The organism is Kribbella jiaozuonensis (assembly GCF_005233875.1).
GTDB lineage: Bacteria > Actinomycetota > Actinomycetes > Propionibacteriales > Kribbellaceae > Kribbella > Kribbella jiaozuonensis.
This window is the reverse complement of sequence record NZ_SZPZ01000001.1, coordinates 16,576-34,884: the sequence shown is the minus strand read 5'-3', so window position 1 is coordinate 34,884 and position 18,309 is coordinate 16,576. Positions and strand designations below refer to the sequence as shown.

Sequence of the window (18,309 nt, the reverse complement as noted above, 5' to 3'; positions counted from 1 at the left end):
CCGTAGACCCGGCCTCAGAGGTAGGGCAGAAGCTCGGCCTCCTCGCGATCCAGATGCGCATTGAGCTGAGCGATCAGCTCGTCGACCTGGGGCAGGATCTCCGCGCCCGGAGTCGCGGCCAGTCGCTCCAGCTCCTCCAGCAGTACGGCGATCTTCTCGTGCTCGTCCTGCAGTACTGCGATCACGCCGGCCAGCTCCGGATGCTGCTCCACGAGCGCCGGGAACAGACCAGTCGACTCGCCGGTGTGGTGATAGCGCAGACCCTGACACGCCGTCAGGCAATTGATCCGGAGCTGTGCACCCAGCGTCCCGGACTTCGCGACCTCCGCCCGGATCAGCGAGAGCTCGCGCCGGAACGCTGCGTGGATGGTCTTCAAAGCCTCGGCAAACGAACTGCCGAAAGGTGGCGGACCAGGGCGCTGGACCAGGGCGACGACCGGGATGGTCCGGGTGGTGTTGGCTTGGTACTCGCCCCATCCCGGATCGGCCTCGACGAGTCGCGCGAAGACCTCGTCGCGCTCGGCGCCCCGCAGTACGACTGCAGTGGCCGGATAGGTGAAGAGGCCGAGGTCGACGGTGACCTCGGGCTCGGCGAGCAGGTTGTGGTACCAGGCCGGGTGTCTGGGGCTGCCGCCGGCCGAGCCGACGACGAGCACCCGGTCGCGGTCCGGGTAGTACCCCAGGATCGCGGTGCGCGGCTGCCCGGAGCGCGCGCCAGTTGTTGTTAGGAGCAACAACCTGGAGTTCTCGAAGGGACCGCCGACCTGGCCGGCGTTCGCCCGGAACTCGTCAATGAGCTGTGCGGTGAAATCGTTCAGGGTTCGCTTCTCTCTGGTGTCGTGAAAGGAAATACAGACGGGGAGAGAAACGCCCGGTGGTGCCCGCGCCGCGCTCAGAACGCAGCCGGGACCCCAACTCGTGCATGGCTGGAAGCAGCCGACCCGGCAGTCACGCCACGATCGTACCCACGTCGGCAGGTCGTCGGCGCGGACACCGCCGGATCCTTACCGAACGTCGTCACGCGCATGCGAAACGTCGTACTTCGGGCGGAGTTCGGCAAATCATTTCGGGAACTAGCGAAAAAACCTCATGAATGCTGTAACGGCGGGCACACTGCGCCGATAAACCGGACGAGTGACCCAGTGGGGGGACTACGTGGGAAGCTCCGGTGTTTCTTCGGGACCACCGCATGTGGAGGGGGCCTCGCAGGTGCTCACCCGGGGCGGGGTGAGCACCTGTTCGAGGATCAGGGCTGGTATCAGCCCTTGATCCCGACGTTCGCCATACCTTCGACGAAGCGTTTCTGGGCGAACACGAACAGTACGATCATCGGCAGCGTCGCCAGCGCCGTACCAGCCATCAGGTACGGCCACTGAATCTCGGCCGGGTTCTGGGAGAAGATCGCCAGCCCGAGCTGCAGCGGTCGCATCTCGTCCGAGGTCGTGATCATCAGCGGCCAGAGGAACCCGTTCCAGGCGGCCTCGATCTGGAAAACGGCGATCGTGATCAGGGCCGGCTTGATCAGCGGAGTCATGATCCGGAGGAAGATCCCGAACTCGCTGAGCCCGTCCACCCGGGCCGCCTGGGCCAGCTCGTCCGGCAGCGACACGTAGAACTGCCGGGCCAGGAACGTGAACAGCGGCGCCGCGCCGAGCGGGATGATCAGACCCCACCACGAGTTCAGCCAGCCGATGCCCCCGTGGCCGAGGATGTTGTTGCCGCCGAACAGCGGGATCGACTTCACGATCATGAACAGCGGCACCAGGATGATCTGGAACGGCACCAGCAACAGGATGATGAAGTAGTTCAGCAGCGACTTGCCACCCCGGATCGGCGCCTTGGCCAGCGCGTACCCGGCCATCGTGCAGACCACAAGCGTGAACGCGGTCTCGCCGACCGCGATGAACAGGCTGTTGCGGAAGTACCGCAGGAACGGCGCTGTGTTCATCGCCTCGACGAAGTTGTGCCAGCGCAGTTCCCCGGGCAGCCAGTTGAACTGCTGCACCTCGAGGTCGCTCTTGAACGAGGTCAACAGCATCCACAGGAACGGCGTGATCATCAGCAGCGCGCCGACGATCAGGACGACGTACAACGCGATCCGCCCCGGCCGGAACGACGACGGCCGGCGGCTCACGGTGGTGCCGGCCGAGGGCAACGCAGCGCTAGTCATTGGTGTCCGCCTTCTGGAGCAGGCGCCCGATTCCGATGAAGGCTGCGATCACGATCATCATGATCACGGTCTCCGCGGACGCGTAGCCGAGTTTCAGGTCCTGGAACGCGTTCTGGTAGATGTCGAGCACCAGCACGCGGGTGTCACTGCCGGGTCCGCCGCGCGTCATCACGTACACCAGGTCGAACACCTGGAAGGTGCCGACGATCGACGTGATCAGCACGAAGAACTGCACCGGGCCGAGCGACGGCCAGGTGACGTTGACGAAACGCTGCCAGCGGCTGGCGCCGTCCAGGTCGGCCGACTCCAGCAGGTCACGGGAGACACCCTGCAGCGCAGCCAGGTAGATGATGATCTTGGTACCGAGACCCTGCCAGATGCCGACCACCATCAGCGACGGCAGCGCGGTCGCCGGGTCGGCCAGCCAGCGGTTCGGGGCGAACCCGAACAGGCTGAGGAAGCCGTTCGCCAGGCCGGAGCCTGGGTTGTAGATCCACAACCAGATGGTTGCGATGGCAACGGTCGCCGTCACCGTCGGGATGTAGAACGCGGTCCGGAAGAAGCCGAGGCCGCGGATCTTCTGGTTCAGCCCGACCGCGACCGCGAGGCTGATCGCCATCGAGAGCGGGATCACCACGATCGCGTACAGGACCGTGTGCCACAGCGAGGCCTGGAAGTCGACGTCGCGGGCGAGGTCCGCATAGTTGCCGAACCCGACCCAGGACCAGGTGTCACCGAAGCTGTAGTTGGTCAGGCTGAGGACCAGGACCGCGATCACCGGGATCACGATGAAGATGCCGGAGTGCAGCAGGGCCGGCGTGAGCAGGGCCCAACCGGTGCGCTTCTGGCCCTTGAGCAGTGTGCCGGTGTCCTTGGCCGCGGGGACCTTGCGCGAGGTGTCCAGTGCTGGACGTTCAAGAGTTGTGCTCATCGGGACTGTCCTGCCAGGTTGTGCAGCACCTTGGCGGGATCCTTCTGACCGAGGACCGCCTGGGTGAGCTGGATGTCGAAGTTGCCGCGCATCTCGAGCCAGTTGGACGGCACCTCGTTCTCGTTCGCGGCGTACTGCAGACCGTTCGCGGTGAAGTTGCTCAACGGGTTCGACTGCGCCTGCGGCGAGCTGCCGGGGTCCTTGTAGGCGGGGATCTTCTTGTTCAGCTTGGCGATCGCGTCGAGCGTCGGCTTGTTGACCATGGTCTGGATGAAGGCCCAGGCCGCGTCCTTGTGCCGGCTGCGGGACCCGATCGAGGCCAGGTCGCCACCGACGTACTCGATCTCCTTGCCGCTGTTGAAGCGGAAGAACTCCAGGTCGTCGCAGTTCTTCTTGCCGATGCCCTTGTCCGAGCAGTCGACTGCGCCGTTGACGATCCCCATCGCGGCCTCACCAGTCAGCACCAGAGGTTGCTGGGCAGCGTTGGTCTGTCCGTACGGCTGGACGTTGTTGATCATCGACTTGATCCACAGCAGCGTGTCCAGGCCGGCCTTGTTGTCGAAGTTCGGTTCGCCGCCGACGTACAGCGGCGTACCGGTCGAGGCCAGGAACGTCGTGAACGACTGCCGGAAACCGGTCGCGGAGGCGAGGTCGAAACCGCTGCGGGTGATGTTCCCGTTCTTGTCCCGCTTGGTCAGCTTCTCGGCCGCGACCTTGATGTCGGCCAGCGACGTCGGCGGCTTGTTCGGGTCGAGGCCGGCCTCGATGAACGCGCTCTTGCGGAGCGCGACCGCCCGGGCGTCGGCGAGCAGCGGGTAGGCGTACAACTTCTTGTCGTACGTGACCGCCGGGATCAGCGCCGGGGTGCTCTTCTCCTTGATGAAGTCCGGCGTCACGCCGTACTTGCCCAGGTCCTCGAAGATGTTCTTCGACGCGAACGGCTGGACCCAGCCGACGCCGGTGACCATCACGTCGTACGGGATCCCGGCCGCGATCGAGGTGGCCAGCTTCTCGTTCAGGTTATTGTACGTCGCGAAGTCCGGCTCGAGCTTCATCTTCGGATAGGTCTTGTGGAACTCGTCGACGACGTTCTGGAACGCCTCCCGCCCCTTCGTACTGGGCGGGAACGACGGGATCAGCACCCGCAACGTCCCGGTCGCCTCGGCCGGCGGTACGCCGTCCGTACTCTTGTCGATCACCCCGCTGCCACAACCGCTGACCACCACGCTGAGCGCAGCCGCCAACACGGTCAGTCCCACACCTCGTCTCACAGGGGAACTCCTTCGCTGCCTGTTCCAGCCGGGGGCCCGCGACCCCTCAAGTGCAGCGAAAGTATGGGAAAGGGCTTTCCTCGTCAATACCTCACCGCTCGAATGATCACATTCGATCAAGATCGGAACCTGAGCGATCAGTTGTTCCGGCGCTCAGCGGTCGGCGCTCAGCGTTGGGTCTCGGGCGCTTGCCGTTGGGTCGCCGGGGCGGTTGCTCCCGCACCCCGCGCTACTTGCCGCTCCGCGCTCAATCGGCCGGCCGACGCCAACGGCGCCCCGGACAGCCCGGCCCGGGCCGCGGCCGCAATATCAGGCGGCAAGGCCGGAGCCGCCTGAGCCGGCTGGATCGTTGGAGCTGCCGGGGATGCCGGAGTCGGTGCTGAGGGTGGGGGCGACTGGGGTCCGTCGCCGCGTTCGGGCTGGGCGGTTCGTCGCTGCTCAGCGCCGCGCTGGACCTGCTGGTTCGGCGCCGGCATCTGCCATTGCTTCTTCAGCCGGCTGACCATCTTGGATCCGTCGGCGGCGGCCTGCATGCCGACCGCGCGGCGGGCCTCGGCATCCGCGCTCTCCGGAAGTTTCGCCACCTTGGCGAATCCGGCGTTCATCGCCGCCGCTATCCGCGCGACCGCTTGGTCCCGCTGGTCCGGCGGCATCAGCTCAGGCAGCCGGCTGGCGTCGTACATCGCCTCGGCAGCCACTTTGAACTTCTGGTTCCAGGACGAGTGATGAGCACCCGAGATCCGCACGGCGGCGTTTGCCTGCTCGCGCATCAGCTCCCGGAAGCTGGTGACCTTCATTGCATGAGCCGCAACGCACCTATCAGCATCACGAGCGTGTGCTCCAGGGAGCCGATCGCCTGTTCTTCCTCGGGGGTGGCGGCCTCGAGTCGCTCCAGGGCCTGGACGCCCTGCTCCGCGCGGGCCAGGCGCTCGGCCGTGGTGCCGTCGTCGCGGTCGGCCTCGGCGTAGATCCGGCGGGCCTCCAGGATGACCTCGGACGGAGGTTCGCCGGGGCCGTGAGCGATGGCGACCTCGATGCCCGACACCTCCAGCAGCGCGTCGTCGCGGTCGTCCTCGTCGTCGATCTGGTTGGCCAGGGCCCGCAGTCGGGCGATGTCGGCGGTGAGGTCGGCGCCGTTGCGGCCGTTGAGGATGATGTCGGCGACCTGTTTGTACTCGACCTCGAACTCGGCGTACTCCATCGCGCGCTCTCCCCGGGTTCCGGTGTAGTCCTCTGGATTTTATCCGGGGACCAGGATGCCGGGGGCGCCGCACGAGGTGCGGATGTTGAGGGTGGGGAGGAGGCTGAGGTGTTGGGTGGGGGTGGTGGGGGACTGGAGTTTGCGGAGGAGGAGGTCGCAGGCGGTTTCGCCCAGGGCTCGGCGGGCCGGGGAGATTGCGGTGAGGGGTACGACGGCCAGCGAGGCGGTCACGTCGTTGTAGGCGATGACGGCCAGGTCCTCGGGGACGCGGAGGCCTAGTTCCATGGCGCGTTCCACCAGGCGGGCGCCGTGTTCGTCGGAGTGGACGAGGACGGCGCGGGTGCCGAAGGCCTCGCATTCGGCGAGGAAGGCGTCGAGTTGGGTGATGGCGCCGGGGTCGTCGCCGCGCATCGGGAGGTCGACGGGTGAGAGGAAGACCTCGACGCCGAGTGCCTTCGCGGCGGTCTCGATGCCGCTGCGGAGCCAGTACGCCGTGACCGTGGCCTGCAGGTTGATCGCGATCCGGCGGTGACCGAGCGCGACGAAATGGCGCAGGGCGAGCATCGCGCCGTACGCGTGATCGGTGCGGACGTGGTCGTACTCGCGGTTCACGTGCGGGAAACCGAACGCCCGCTCCATCAGCACCACGGGTACGTCGATGTCGTCGAGCCTCGAGTCGAGCCGGTCCGCGTCGCCGTCGCCGAGCGCGGTGCTGATCAGCAGGCCGGCCACCCCGATGCCGAGGACCTTGTCGATCCGGTCGCGCTCCATCGTCGCGTCGTACCCGGAGACGCCGAGGACCAGGCGGGCGCCGTACTTGTCGGCCATCGCCTCGGCGCCGCGGATCACGTCGGAGTAGTACGACGCCGCGCTCGGGACGATGATGCCGATCGTCAGTTGGCTCCCGCGCGCGCCCTGGTCGGCTGTGCCGGTGCCGATCGCGCCGCCGTGCACGCGGCGGAGCAGACCGGCGGAGTCCAGTTCGGCCAGGTCCCGGCGTACTGTGATCGCGGAGACGCCCAGCTCGGCCACCAGATCGGCCACCCGGAGCCGGCCGTGCCGCCGCAGGCTCCGCAGGATCAGCTCGTGGCGCTCCTGTGCAAGCATGCGGTCCCCTGATCTTCGCGTGATTGTTCGTGATCATACGATCAAGGGACGCCCGGACGGAACGAGGAGGCGATCGGTGGCTGCTCCCCCTGGTGCTGGAGGCGCCGGCCGCACCAGCGCGGTACTGACGAAGCTGTCGGTCGTCGGCGACCTACTGATGCTGCAACTGGTGTTCGTAGTGCTCAGCCTGGGCATCATCACGCTCTTCCCGGCCGCATTCGCGCTGCAGCGGGTGCTGGCGGACGCGATCAGCCAGGACAAACCGAAGCTGCTGCGGCGGTATTTCGGGGAGTTCCGCTGGGCGATGAAGCGGTTCTGGCTGTCCGGATTCGGTCTGTACGCCGGTGCGGTGCTACTGGCGTTCGGCCTGTCGTTCTGGGCGTTCGCCGGCGGGGCGGCGCGGGTGTTCGCACTGGTGGTACTGATTCCGCTGACCGGAATGATCCTCGGGCTCTACCTGAGCGGACTGGCTGTGCTGCCTCGGGCGGGCGACGACGCGACCATGAAGACGGTGTTCCGGTCGGCCAACCTGTTCCTGCTGCGGCGGCCGCTGCCGGTGGCCGGTGGGGTCGTCGTACTGCTCACCTGGTTCGCTCTGGCGTCGCAGGTGCCCACACTGCTCGTTGTCGGGTCCGGACTGGTGCCGGCGCTCACGGCGTACGCGATGTCTCGGCCGCGTCGAGAAAAAACTTCTGAAGACGTGTCAATCTGAGCTCCGCCAGTTCGACGTATGGGTGTAAGGCCCAACAACGACGAACTGCAAGGAGACCTCGAGATGTACGCGACGACCGACACCCTGGCGACTACGCCAGCCACGCAGGGCGGCCGCTCGCGCTGGCTGGCTCTGTACACCCTCTGTGCGGGCATGTTGATGATCGTGCTCGACGTGACCGTGGTGAACGTGGCCCTGCCGGCCATCCAGGACGACCTCGGCTTCACCAGCTCCTCGCTGGCGTGGGTAGTGAACGCTTATCTGATCGCCTTCGGCGGCCTGCTCCTGCTGGCCGGCCGGTTGGGCGACCTCCTCGGCCGCCGGAACATCTTCACCGCCGGACTGGTCGTCTTCACCGCCGCCTCCGTGCTGTGCGGGCTGGCGCAGACGCAGGAGATGCTCGTGATCGCCCGGTTCATCCAGGGCGTCGGCGGTGCGCTGACCTCCGCAGTCATCCTCGGCATGATCGTGACGCTCTTCCCCGAGCCGCGGGAGCAGGCCAAGGCGATCGGCGTGTACGCGTTCGTCGCGTCCGCCGGTGGGTCGATCGGTCTGCTGGCCGGTGGCGTCCTGACGCAGGCGATCAGCTGGCACTGGATCTTCTTCGTGAACCTCCCGCTCGGCGTGCTGACCGCAGTACTCGCGGTGAAGCTGATCGAGAAGGACAAGGGCCTGGGGATCGGCAAGGGCACCGACGTACCGGGTGCTGTGTTGATCACCGCGGCGCTGATGGTCGGTGTGTTCACGATCGTCAAGCCGGCTGCTGAGCTCGGCTGGACCGCTCCGCGGACGCTGGCGCTGGGTGCGGCGACGCTGGTACTGCTGGCCGGCTTCATCGTCCGTGAGGCGACCGCCGCCAACCCGCTGGTGCCGCTGCGGATCTTCCGCTCCAGGACGCTGACCGGTGCGAACCTAATCCAGGCGCTGTCCAGCTCCGGGATGTTCGGCATCTTCTTCCTGGGTTCGCTGTACCTGCAGCGGGTGCTCGGGTACGACGCTCTGGAGATCGGGCTGGCCTTCCTGCCGACCACTGTGGTGATGGGACTGCTGTCGGTGAAGTACTCCGAGAAGCTGGTCATGCGCTTCGGCCCGCGCCGCCCGCTGATCGCCGGACTGTCCCTGATCGTCGTCGGGCTGGCGCTCTTCACCCAGGCGCCGGTCGGTGGCAACTACTTCGTCCACGTACTGCCGGTGCTGGTACTGCTGGGCCTGGGCGGCGGCGTCTGCTTCCCGGCGCTGATGGGCCTGTCGATGTCGGACGTCAAGCCCGAGGACGCCGGCCTGGCCTCCGGCCTGATCGGCACCATGGGCGAGGTCGGCGCCGCCCTGGGCCTGGCCATCCTGGCCACCCTCTCCGCCACCCGCTCCGCCACCAGCACCAAGCCGGCCCTCCAGGCCCTGACCGACGGCTACCACTTCTCGTTCGCCGTAGCCGCCGCCATCGTCGCCGCTTCAGTAGCCATCGCGGTCACTGTCATGCGCCAGCCCAAGCCGCAGCAGCAGACTGAGCAAACCCCCGAGCCCGCCCTCTGCGAAGCCGCCTGACCCCCGGTACGACGAACCTCCCCGGTGACCACTGGTCCCGGGGAGTTCGTCGTACTCAGCTCCCGTCGTAGAGCCCTCGGGGCGCGATGACGATCAAGCTCAGAAGCAGGCAGACCGAGACGGCCGAGAGAAGTCATGCCAACCGTGCGCCTCGGTCACGCCATAGACGCTGAAGAGCAAACCTGCCAGCGCGAAAAGCCGCATGGTCCGGCCAGGTCTGCGCAGCGGTCGTCGGATGATCTTCCGATCGAGCGTCTGGAAAGCCCTGATCGCCTTCACTTGGTGGCTCGGAGGCGGGTGTGTTGGCGGACGGCGGCTGCGGTTGTGAGGACGAGCGCGACAGGGGTGGCGATGTAGATGCTGGTCGACCGGTTGAAGAATGTTGCGAGGAGTATGAAGAGCACGCAGAGCATCAGGCTGAACGTAAAGACGGCGCCGAGAACCAGGTGGTTCTGCAAGGCGGCCAGGCGTGCGCGATACCACCTGGGTGCGATCCCGGACGGCAGAAACAGGACTACGCCGAAGCCGGCCATCAGAATGTCCTCGAGGCGGTGGCTGCCGACGGCCTGGATGATCATGAACACGGGCGCCACCAGACAGAACGCCCGGACCACCCCGGGCGGAGCGGCCGCCTTACGGTCGATGTAGCTGTCGAACTGCCCCATGTGATTCCTCCCCGATGTGATGATCGCATGGGGTTGTCCACAGGTGGGGTGGGACGGGTTTCGGGGTGGGGGGTGGGATGGGGAAGGATATGGAGCCCGGCCGGGGCAGAATGTTCGGCGGGTTTGTCGGTAGAGGGGAATCGGACAGTGGTGGTGCAGTCGATCGAGCGGCGGATCGCGGATGAGCTCGAGGTGGGTGAGAACCAGGTGCGGGCGGCAGTGGGCTTGCTCGACGAAGGATCTACCGTCCCGTTCATCGCGCGGTACCGGAAAGAGGTCACCGGAGAGCTCGACGACGCGCAGCTGCGCACACTCGAGGAGCGCCTGCGGTATCTGCGTGAGCTCGAGGAGCGCCGGCAGACCGTGCTGGAGTCGATCGAGAGCCAGGGCAAGCTCGACGACGCGCTGAAGGCCTCGATCCTCGCCGCGGACACCAAGTCCCGGCTCGAGGACATCTACCTGCCGTTCAAGCCGAAGCGCCGGACCAAGGCGATGATCGCCCGGGAGAACGGTCTGGAGCCGCTCGCCGATGGGCTCATGTCCGACCCGGACGTCGAGCCGTTCGCCGCGGCGGCGGTGTTCGTCAACGCCGAGGTGCCCGACCCGCAGGCCGCGCTCGACGGTGCCCGCGCGATCCTCGTCGAGCGGTTCGCCGAGGATGCCGACCTGATCGGTGATTTGCGCGAGCGCCTGTGGGAGCAGGGCCGGCTGGCCTCCGCCGTACGGGAAGGCAAGGAGACCGACGGCGCGAAGTTCTCCGACTACTTCGACTTCGACGAGCCGTTCACGAAGATGCCGTCGCACCGGATCCTCGCGCTGTTCCGCGGCGAGAAGGAGGACGTGCTGACGGTCTCCGTCGAGCCGCTGCCCGCGGGTGTGGAGGTCGACGGACCGACGGAGTACGAGACGACCATCGCCCGCAAGGTCGGCGTCGAGAACCAGGGCCGCCCGGCGGACAAGTGGCTGGTCGAGACGGTTCGCTGGGCCTGGCGGACCAAGATCCTGGTGCATCTCGGCATCGACCTGCGGATGCGGCTCCGGCAGGTCGCCGAGGACGAGGCGATCCGGGTGTTCGCGGCCAACTTGCGCGACCTGCTGCTGGCCGCCCCGGCCGGCACCCGCGCGACGATGGGCCTCGACCCGGGCTTCCGTACCGGCGTGAAGGTCGCGATCGTCGACGCCACCGGCAAGGTCGTCAACACCGGCGTGATCTACCCGCACGTCCCGCAGAACCAGTGGGACAAGTCGATCGCAACCCTGGCCCAGCTCGCCGCCGCACACAACGTCGAACTGATTGCCATCGGCAACGGTACGGCGTCACGCGAGACGGACAAGCTGGCCGGCGAGCTGATCGCCAAGCACCCCGAGCTCAAGCTCACCAAGGCCGTCGTGTCCGAGGCCGGCGCGTCGGTCTACTCGGCGTCCGCGTTCGCGTCCCAGGAGCTGCCCGGGATGGACGTGTCGCTCCGCGGCGCGGTCTCGATCGCGCGCCGGTTGCAGGACCCGCTGGCCGAGCTGGTGAAGATCGATCCGAAGTCGATCGGCGTCGGCCAGTACCAGCACGACCTCCCGGAGAACTCGCTGTCCCGCTCGCTCGACGCGGTCGTCGAGGACTGTGTGAACGCGGTCGGCGTCGACCTCAACACCGCGTCCGCGCCGCTCCTCACCCGGGTCTCGGGCATCACGCCGGGCCTGGCCGACAACATCGTCCAGCACCGCGACGTCAACGGCCCGTTCAAGTCGCGTACGGCGCTGCGCGAGGTCGCACGCCTCGGCCCGAAGGCGTTCGAGCAGGCGGCCGGGTTCCTCCGGATCCCCGGCGGCGACGACCCGCTCGACACGTCCAGCGTGCACCCCGAGGCCTACCCCGTCGTACGCCGGATCCTCGACGCGACCGGGTCGGACGTGAAGTCGCTGATCGGGTCGTCGGAGCTGAAGCGGCTGAAGGCGGCGGACTTCGTTGACGACATGTTCGGTCTGCCGACCGTGACGGACATCCTGGCCGAGCTGGAGAAGCCAGGGCGTGACCCGCGGCCGGCGTTCAAGACCGCGGTGTTCGCCGAGGGTGTGGACAAGATCGCTGACCTGAAGCCGGGGATGCGGCTGGAGGGTCAGGTCACCAACGTGGCCGCGTTCGGGGCGTTCATCGATATCGGCGTGCATCAGGACGGGTTGGCCCATGTGTCCGCGCTGTCGAAGAACTTCGTCAAGGACCCGCGCGAGGTGGTCAAGCCGGGCGACATCGTCAAGGTGAAGGTGCTCGAGGTGGATATCCCGCGCCAGCGGATCTCCCTCACGCTGCGTCTGGACGACGAGCCGGGTACCGGCGGCGGGCGGCCCGGTGATCGCGGGGCTCGGTCTGGCGGAAACCAGGGCGGCGGCCAAGGCGGCCAAGGCGGTCGCGGTCAAGGCGGCGGCCGTGGTCAGGGTGGCCAAGGACGAGGCGGCTCGGGCGACCAGGGCCGCGGCCCAGGCGGTCAGGGCGGCGGTCGTGGTGGGCAAGGCAACGGTCGCGGCGGGAAGCCCGGTGGTCAGGGCGGTCAGGGTCGTGGTGGCAAGCAGGCCGAGACTCCGATGGACGAGACGTCGCTCGCCGAAGCATTCCGGAACGCAGGATTCACAGTTCGCTGATGTCGAAGGGTGACGGCCGGGTCCGACGTACCAGGTGAATCCAACCAGGAGGAGTCTGATGCGCGACCTGATCGTCACCCAGAACATCACCGTCGACGGTGTTATCGAGGCGGGTGACTGGTTCGGACCTGCCGACGGTGGTCCCGAGGTGCTCGAGGCGCTGCGCGAGCAGATGGCGCGGGCGGACGCGTTCCTCACCGGTCGCGTGACGTTCGAGCAGATGCGCGGCTTCTGGCCCGCGCAGACGGACGACCCGACCGGCGTCTCGGCGTACCTCAACCAGGTGCAGAAGTACGTCGTGAGCTCGACCCTGCAGGAGCCGGGCTGGAAGCCGACCACGATCCTCCGCAACCTCGACGAGGTCCGTCGACTGAAGGAGAACCCCGGCAGAGACATCGTCTGCACCGGCAGCATCGACCTCACCCACCAACTCATCGCCGCGAACCTGGTCGACGAGTACCGCCTCTTCATCTACCCGACGGTCGTCGCCACCGGCCAACGCCTCTTCCCCGACGGCTCACCTCAGACCCTGACGTTGACAAGCAGCACGACCTTCCCCAGCGGTGTCGTCCTGCTCACGTACCGCCCGTAGTCACCGCAAGTCAGCCAGGTGGCCGCCAGGATCGCCCAGGTGTACGGCGGTAGCCCGCGGCGCATAGCCGAGGCGGCGGTACACGCGGTCCGCACCGTCGTCGCCCGGCGTGAGCCAGGCAAGGGTTGCGCCGCCCAGCCCGAAGGCGTTAAGAGTCGCGTGTGCCGTTGCGATTCCGCCCCGTCCGCGCCGCCGATGGCTGTGGATCGTGCCCACGCCGGCGACCTCCGAGACCTCGTCGGCGACCGCGGTCCACGCCGCGGTGGCAGCCGGTACGTCGTCCACGTAAACGATCACCGCGCCGCCGTCCGCAGGATCCGGCTTGTACGCGAAGTCGGCGTTGTCCATCTCGTACGCCTCCGCGGCAAGCGCATTCGCCACGGCCTGTTCCTCGGGCGACGACACGACGCGAACGGAAACACCCTCCGGGAGGTCGGGAACGATCAAACTGCCCGGCTCGACCACGAGCAGCGGGAGGTGGGACACGATCGTCATGCCCTCCGCCGCGAGGGCCTCGGCCAGGCCGGGGTTCGCCTCGTCGACGAACTCGGCGTGCACCCAGCGCCCTTCGGCCGCGAACGCCTGGCGGATCGTCTCGATCGCCCACGGGATCTCGTCCGGATCGAACGGTCGCCCAGGGTCAGCCGCGAGTACGCCGGACAGGTACCAGGTGTCGTCGTCGTGCAACATGCCCGCCAACGGTCCCGCGATCACCTGCCGCTTCGACCGCGCCGAACCGGTCAACTGAGCCGCGGCGATCCGCGCACCGATCTCCATGACCCGGACCCTACGATGCGCCGATCACAGCCCGCGACCGGATAGCACGAGCAGGTCGAGCAGCCGGCCCAGGTCGGCCGCGTCCGGCGGACGACCCAGCAACACACCGAGCGAGTCGAGCGTCGCGATCAACTCGCGCCGGACAGCCGCGCGCGACCTGCCATCAGCGAGCGCAGCCACAACCGAGTCGGCCCGATCAGAGTCCGACACCAACTCGGCCCCGACCGACACGGCAGGAGGCGGCACGTCCTCCCCGATCCGCACCTCGAGCTGCGCGCCCAGCGCCGTCGCGAGCCGATCCAGCGCGGCGACCGTGGGATTGCCCCGGCCGTTCTCCAGGTTCGCGATGTACGGGACGGACAGACCGGCGTCGACGGCCACGGACGCGATGGTCCGCCCGGCCGCCTTCCGACGGTCGCGCAGTACTTCGCCCAACTCCACGAGCACTATCTTCACAGAACACTCTTGCCGTTGTCTATTTCTAGAGGATAGATTCCGGCGTCGTGAGAGATTTCCGGAGACTCTGGTTCAGCGGCGCGGTGTCGGGCATCGGGTCCTGGCTGCTGATCGTGGCGATCCCGTTCTACGTGTTCGCGCTGACCGGCTCGACGGTCGCGACCGGACTGACCTTGGCCCTGGAAGCCCTTCCGGCGTTGCTGATCGGGCCCTGGGCCGGCGTACTGCTGGATCGCTGGGACCTGGCCCGGGCGATGTGGATCGCAGATCTGGCCAGCGCCGCCGCGGTCGGACAGATCCTGTTCGCCGACCGGGATCATGTCTGGCTGATCTACCTCGCGATCCTGCTCGAGAACACCGCGACCACGGTCTTCCGCCCCGCCGTACGCGCCCTGCTCCCGGCCGTCGTCGGCACGGGCAAGGAACTCGCAACAGCCAACTCCATCAACGCCGTCACTAGCAGCGCGATCCGGCTGGCCGCACCGCCGCTCGGCGCGCTCCTGCTGGCCGGTCCCGGGATCAAGTTCGTGCTGATCGTCGACATCATCAGCTATTTGTTGTCAGCGGCAACCATCGCGACAGTCCGGACCCGCCGGCACCCCACCACCGGCGTACCACCGCGGCCCCTCGAAGGACTCAGCGCTGCCGTCAGGCACCCAGCGCTCCGCGGCATCCTCATCGGCCAGACCGTCTTCCTCACCGCGAACGCCGGCCTCACCGCGCTCCTCGTACCGTTCACCGTCGATCGCCTGCACGCCCCCGGGTACGTCGTCGGCTACCTGATCTCCGGCCTCGGCGCCGGCTACCTCATCGGCGCCGCCCTGAGCACGAAGGCCGCCCGACTCCTCGGCACCCGCGAGCTGCTCACCCTCACCCAGTTCGTCACAGCCCTGGCGTACTTCGCCCTGTTCAACGCGCCCAGCGTCCCGATAGCCGTCGCTGCCGCAGTCCTGATCGGCCTGCCCGGCAGCATCCTGCTGATCACCGTCCAGACCACGATCCAGCGGACCGCACCAACCGCCGTCCTGGCGAGCGTCGGCGCACTCTTCTTCGCCGCCGACTCACTGGCCCTGCTGATCGGCGCCCTCGGCGCTCCCGCGATGACGCTCGTCCTCCACCTACCCCTGACCCTCAACCTCATCGCAGCGCTAGCCGTCTGCGCAGCAGCCCTCACGCTTGTCGTCGTACCGCGTCACCCAGCAAGCTTCACGCGGAAGACCTGACCGCGTCACACCGGGCTGGCGGTACCGTTGGCGGCCGCCGTGCTGGGAATTGTTGTCGCGGCCGTTTCGGTGCGTAAGCAGGTCGGTGCAAACGGTTAGCAGGACGTCATAGGTTTTAGCTCTGGTTGAATACCCCACGGCGTCTCCGAATCGTTATCGGCACATTGCTGCAAACATTCTTGACATGGTTTCCCGGATCCCCGGGTACTGGTCGGAGTGGCCGTTGACCTGCGCGTTCGTAGGGTTTCCCTACTCTGCGTTAGGCCTCTGTAAAGGTCCCTTCCAAACTGTTCCGAAGGGCCCGCCGATGTTGTGTTCTTTACTCAGCGCCGGACAAAGCCGTTCGGGGCCAACCACACACTGCTGAAGGAACCGCGATGACCGAGACGCTCGAGACCCCCGCAACGCACCGTCGGGTGCGGGTCTGGTTCGGCGGACATCCCATTGCGGACCACACCACCAGCGTGGAGCAGGCCGGGCAGTACGAGGAAGCCATGCGTCGGCGGTTCGCGTCCCTCCGGGTGACGAGCGAGCCGGTGCTGGTGGACACGGCAGAACGATGACCACCCGGCCGACGCTGCTCGGGTATGTACGGGCCGACGCGCTGAGCTGCGCGGAGGAGCTGGCCGCGGCGACCGATTCACTCGCCGCCTTCGCCAGCGCGGAGGGATTCACCCTCGGCACCGTCTACACCGAGCGCGATGCGGCCGAGTCCGCTGCTTTCCACGCATTGCTCGACGAAGTGAAGCGGTCCGACGTCCGAGCGGTCGTCGTGCCGACCATGAACCATCTCGGATCGGTCGGTGCGCCGGCGGAGATGCGGCAGCACCTCGAGTTCCACCAGGCGCAGGTCTGGACGGTCGACTCGGTAGTGACAACTCCATAGACAAGCGGAGCTGACGTCTTGACCCCTGCATCGGCGTCGGTTCCGCTCTCCACCTCCACAGCTGCACCGGGGATGCCCGGGCGGTAGTGGACCAACAAGGCCCCACCGGCTGCTACCGGTGGGGCCTTGCCCATGTCTGACGTCAGGCAACGATGGTGTATCCGTACCGCTTCATCACCGCGGCGACCGAGTTGTTGAAGATCCCGGTCACCTCGAGCTTGAAGTGCAGCTGCACCTTCCGGATCACCCGCTGGAAGTGCAGGTGCCACGGCACGCCCGCCGCCGGGACGGTCTCAGCCTTGGTGATCGCGCCGACCCGCGGATGCGCCGCCCACGCGATCACCCGGGCCCGATCCGCGCCCCACACCCCGGTCATCGCGTCGTGCGTCCGCGCGTACGCCATCGCGGCCAGCGAGATCGTCGAGTCCGGCACCGGCTGCTTCGGCGGGTGTGCCTTCAGGTACAGCTCCCAGGTCATCCCGTAGTACCCGGGCGGCCCGTCGTCCTTGCCCCGGTTGGCCAGCCCGTTGAGCTTGCGGTGGTACTCCGTCACCTGGACCGCCGCGCCGCGGGACAGGTCCTTGTCGCCGACCGCGATCCCGTGCACGTGGTACGGCCAGTTGCCCTGCGCCGGCGTCCGCAGCCACGCGGCGAACCCGACCGCGCGCATCGCCTTCACCACCGCGACCCGCTGCGCGGCGCTCTTCGTCCGTACGTCGATGTCGACCGCGCCGCCGCCGTCGTGCGTACCCGCCGACGCCTCCACACCACCCTTGTTGTACGAGCCCTGCAGGATCGCGAACTTGGACTTGTACAACTGCTCGGCGGCCTCGACCATCGCCACCGTCCGTCTGTTCATCGTGACGCCGCGCCAGGAAATCCTTGCCTCAGGCATCTTTATCCCCGGTCGCCGGGCCGAGGATCAGCTCCGCGTCCTCGGCGGCGCCGAGCGCCTCCAGCTGGTCCAGCTCGTCGTCGGTCAACTCGTCGTCGAACACTTCCGGCATAACCCCGTTCCTTCCCCCTGATCGATCGCGCGCCGACCCCCGGCGGGCGAAATCGTCATCCAGGGTAGGAGGCTGCCAGGTCAGGCAACCAGCGGCAAAGGTTTGAGGAACGTGAAGTTTTCCGTCCGCTCAGCGTGCCGGGGTGTGTGCGAACCCGCGACCTGGGGTACCTGTAGGTGGTCCCGCGGTTCGGTCAGTGCCATTCGGGCATGGGTGGTGTTCACCGAGCCGCGAGTTCTCCCACTGAGGGGCGGGAGAACGACCGGCCCGGCGGGTGTGTCTCTCCCAGGATGCACCCGCCGGGGTACGGGGTCTCACAGTGCGGACGCGACGAACAGATACCTGTTCAGGCTGAAGAAGTAGCTCGGCCCCAGACTCCGCAGATCGTCCGCCCAGGCACGCGCGTCGTCCTCCGTCACGCCGGCATGACCGGGCACGAAGTCCGACACGATGTCGATCAATCCGGCACTGTACGTGCGCGCGTCGTACGCCGTGTTGAGGATCGGCACCACCTGCTCGTGGGTCAGGGTGAAACCGGACCTGGCCAGTACGTCGGCCAGCGTCCGGGGCAGATGCGGATCGGCCAGATGGTCCTCGAAGGCAGTCAGCACCCGGGCCATTCGCTCGTCGTCACTCGACCGCCACACCAGCGAACCCCAGTCCGTGTCGAGCAGTACGACGCGACCGGCCGGCCGGAGCACCCGCCGTACCTCCTCGAGCGCGCGGGCCACGTCGTCGACGTACTCGAAGACCTGAGTCGACACGACCACGTCGAAGCTCTCCGCCGGATGCGGGATCCGTGCGGCCGAGGCCAGCTCCAGTTCGATCCCGGGACCGCCGGGGACATCCGTACGGGTACCCGCGATCGCCAGCATGCTCTCGCTGATGTCGATCCCGCAGATCCGCCCGTCCGGCCCGACCTCACCGGCCATCTCCGCCGCCAGCAGACCCGGCCCCACACCGACGTCCAGCACGCGGTCCCCCGGCCGCAACGCCAAGGCCGCCCGCACCACCCGTCGCTGCTCGACTACATCCGGCGTCGTGTACACCGACTCGATCTGCCGGGAAAGCCCGGGGTCGAACTGCAACCCGTCAACATCAACCTCTCCGCCCATGTCCCACATCATGGTCTGCG

The 18,309-nt window shown here is 67.5% G+C and carries 19 protein-coding genes; 7 read left to right on the top strand and 12 right to left on the bottom strand.

Annotation, left to right across the window (positions count from 1 at the left end; genetic code table 11):
* Nucleotides 1-14 precede the first annotated feature (14 nt).
* The 7 genes from FDA38_RS00195 to FDA38_RS00165 form a co-directional block, all read right to left on the bottom strand.
* Nucleotides 15-794: a nitroreductase/quinone reductase family protein gene (locus FDA38_RS00195; RefSeq protein WP_267901742.1), complete on the bottom strand. Its 780-nt coding sequence runs from the start codon at nt 792-794 to the stop codon at nt 15-17.
* 464 nt (nt 795-1,258) lie between these two features.
* A complete protein-coding gene (locus FDA38_RS00190) occupies nt 1,259-2,170 on the bottom strand; it encodes a carbohydrate ABC transporter permease (protein ID WP_137252051.1) in 912 nt (303 codons plus the stop codon).
* Complete coding sequence (locus FDA38_RS00185) at nt 2,163-3,101, bottom strand: carbohydrate ABC transporter permease (RefSeq protein ID WP_137252050.1); 939 nt, start codon at nt 3,099-3,101, stop codon at nt 2,163-2,165. Before FDA38_RS00185 ends, FDA38_RS00190 begins: the two co-directional genes overlap by 8 nt.
* Nucleotides 3,098-4,372 (bottom strand): extracellular solute-binding protein, encoded by a 1,275-nt coding sequence (locus tag FDA38_RS00180; protein ID WP_137252049.1) that lies wholly within the window; start codon nt 4,370-4,372, stop codon nt 3,098-3,100. The genes FDA38_RS00185 and FDA38_RS00180 overlap by 4 nt, the downstream gene beginning before the upstream one ends.
* A gap of 167 nt (nt 4,373-4,539) precedes the next feature.
* A complete protein-coding gene (locus FDA38_RS00175) occupies nt 4,540-5,169 on the bottom strand; it encodes a hypothetical protein (protein WP_137252048.1) in 630 nt (209 codons plus the stop codon).
* Complete coding sequence (locus tag FDA38_RS00170; RefSeq protein ID WP_137252047.1) at nt 5,166-5,573, bottom strand: hypothetical protein; 408 nt, start codon at nt 5,571-5,573, stop codon at nt 5,166-5,168. Before FDA38_RS00170 ends, FDA38_RS00175 begins: the two co-directional genes overlap by 4 nt.
* A gap of 39 nt (nt 5,574-5,612) precedes the next feature.
* A complete protein-coding gene (locus FDA38_RS00165) occupies nt 5,613-6,680 on the bottom strand; it encodes a LacI family DNA-binding transcriptional regulator (protein WP_137252046.1) in 1,068 nt (355 codons plus the stop codon).
* Nucleotides 6,681-6,756: 76 nt separating this feature from the next.
* Here FDA38_RS00165 and FDA38_RS00160 point away from each other — a divergent pair, with 76 nt between their 5' ends.
* Together FDA38_RS00160 and FDA38_RS00155 are read left to right on the top strand one after the other, a co-directional pair.
* Complete coding sequence (locus FDA38_RS00160) at nt 6,757-7,392, top strand: DUF624 domain-containing protein (RefSeq protein WP_233714430.1); 636 nt, start codon at nt 6,757-6,759, stop codon at nt 7,390-7,392.
* Between the two features lie 63 nt (nt 7,393-7,455).
* The gene (locus FDA38_RS00155) at nt 7,456-8,937 is read left to right on the top strand and encodes a DHA2 family efflux MFS transporter permease subunit (protein ID WP_137252044.1); all 1,482 of its coding nucleotides are present in this window, start codon (nt 7,456-7,458) and stop codon (nt 8,935-8,937) included.
* Between the two features lie 275 nt (nt 8,938-9,212).
* On the opposite strand, the gene FDA38_RS00150 is transcribed toward FDA38_RS00155, so the two are convergent.
* The gene (locus FDA38_RS00150; protein WP_137252043.1) at nt 9,213-9,602 is read right to left on the bottom strand and encodes a hypothetical protein; all 390 of its coding nucleotides are present in this window, start codon (nt 9,600-9,602) and stop codon (nt 9,213-9,215) included.
* 150 nt (nt 9,603-9,752) lie between these two features.
* On the opposite strand from FDA38_RS00150, the gene FDA38_RS00145 reads away from it, so the two are divergent.
* Together FDA38_RS00145 and FDA38_RS00140 are read left to right on the top strand one after the other, a co-directional pair.
* Nucleotides 9,753-12,233 (top strand): Tex family protein, encoded by a 2,481-nt coding sequence (locus tag FDA38_RS00145; protein ID WP_137252042.1) that lies wholly within the window; start codon nt 9,753-9,755, stop codon nt 12,231-12,233.
* Between the two features lie 58 nt (nt 12,234-12,291).
* A complete protein-coding gene (locus FDA38_RS00140) occupies nt 12,292-12,825 on the top strand; it encodes a dihydrofolate reductase family protein (RefSeq protein WP_137252041.1) in 534 nt (177 codons plus the stop codon).
* Here FDA38_RS00140 and FDA38_RS00135 read toward each other — a convergent pair whose 3' ends face one another.
* Together FDA38_RS00135 and FDA38_RS00130 are read right to left on the bottom strand one after the other, a co-directional pair.
* Nucleotides 12,826-13,602 carry a GNAT family N-acetyltransferase gene (locus tag FDA38_RS00135; protein WP_137252040.1) on the bottom strand — a complete coding sequence of 259 codons (777 nt, stop codon included), beginning with the start codon at nt 13,600-13,602 and terminating at the stop codon, nt 12,826-12,828. It abuts the gene before it with no gap.
* Nucleotides 13,603-13,626: 24 nt separating this feature from the next.
* On the bottom strand, nt 13,627-14,058 hold the full coding sequence (locus FDA38_RS00130; RefSeq protein ID WP_137252039.1) for a helix-turn-helix domain-containing protein: 432 nt from the start codon (nt 14,056-14,058) through the stop codon (nt 13,627-13,629).
* Nucleotides 14,059-14,105: 47 nt separating this feature from the next.
* Between FDA38_RS00130 and FDA38_RS00125 the strand changes: the two genes are divergently transcribed.
* From FDA38_RS00125 to FDA38_RS00115, 3 genes are all read left to right on the top strand, one after another.
* Nucleotides 14,106-15,281 (top strand): MFS transporter, encoded by a 1,176-nt coding sequence (locus tag FDA38_RS00125; protein WP_170989530.1) that lies wholly within the window; start codon nt 14,106-14,108, stop codon nt 15,279-15,281.
* Nucleotides 15,282-15,658: 377 nt separating this feature from the next.
* Nucleotides 15,659-15,844 (top strand): hypothetical protein, encoded by a 186-nt coding sequence (locus FDA38_RS00120; RefSeq protein ID WP_137252037.1) that lies wholly within the window; start codon nt 15,659-15,661, stop codon nt 15,842-15,844.
* Complete coding sequence (locus tag FDA38_RS00115; protein WP_137252036.1) at nt 15,841-16,167, top strand: recombinase family protein; 327 nt, start codon at nt 15,841-15,843, stop codon at nt 16,165-16,167. The genes FDA38_RS00120 and FDA38_RS00115 overlap by 4 nt, the downstream gene beginning before the upstream one ends.
* A 142-nt stretch (nt 16,168-16,309) precedes the next feature.
* On the opposite strand, the gene FDA38_RS00110 is transcribed toward FDA38_RS00115, so the two are convergent.
* The gene (locus tag FDA38_RS00110; RefSeq protein ID WP_233714429.1) at nt 16,310-17,026 is read right to left on the bottom strand and encodes a hypothetical protein; all 717 of its coding nucleotides are present in this window, start codon (nt 17,024-17,026) and stop codon (nt 16,310-16,312) included.
* Between the two features lie 462 nt (nt 17,027-17,488).
* Nucleotides 17,489-18,289, bottom strand: a complete 801-nt coding sequence (locus FDA38_RS00105; RefSeq protein ID WP_137252034.1) for a methyltransferase domain-containing protein — start codon at nt 18,287-18,289, stop codon at nt 17,489-17,491.
* Between the last annotated feature and the right edge of the window lie 20 nt (nt 18,290-18,309).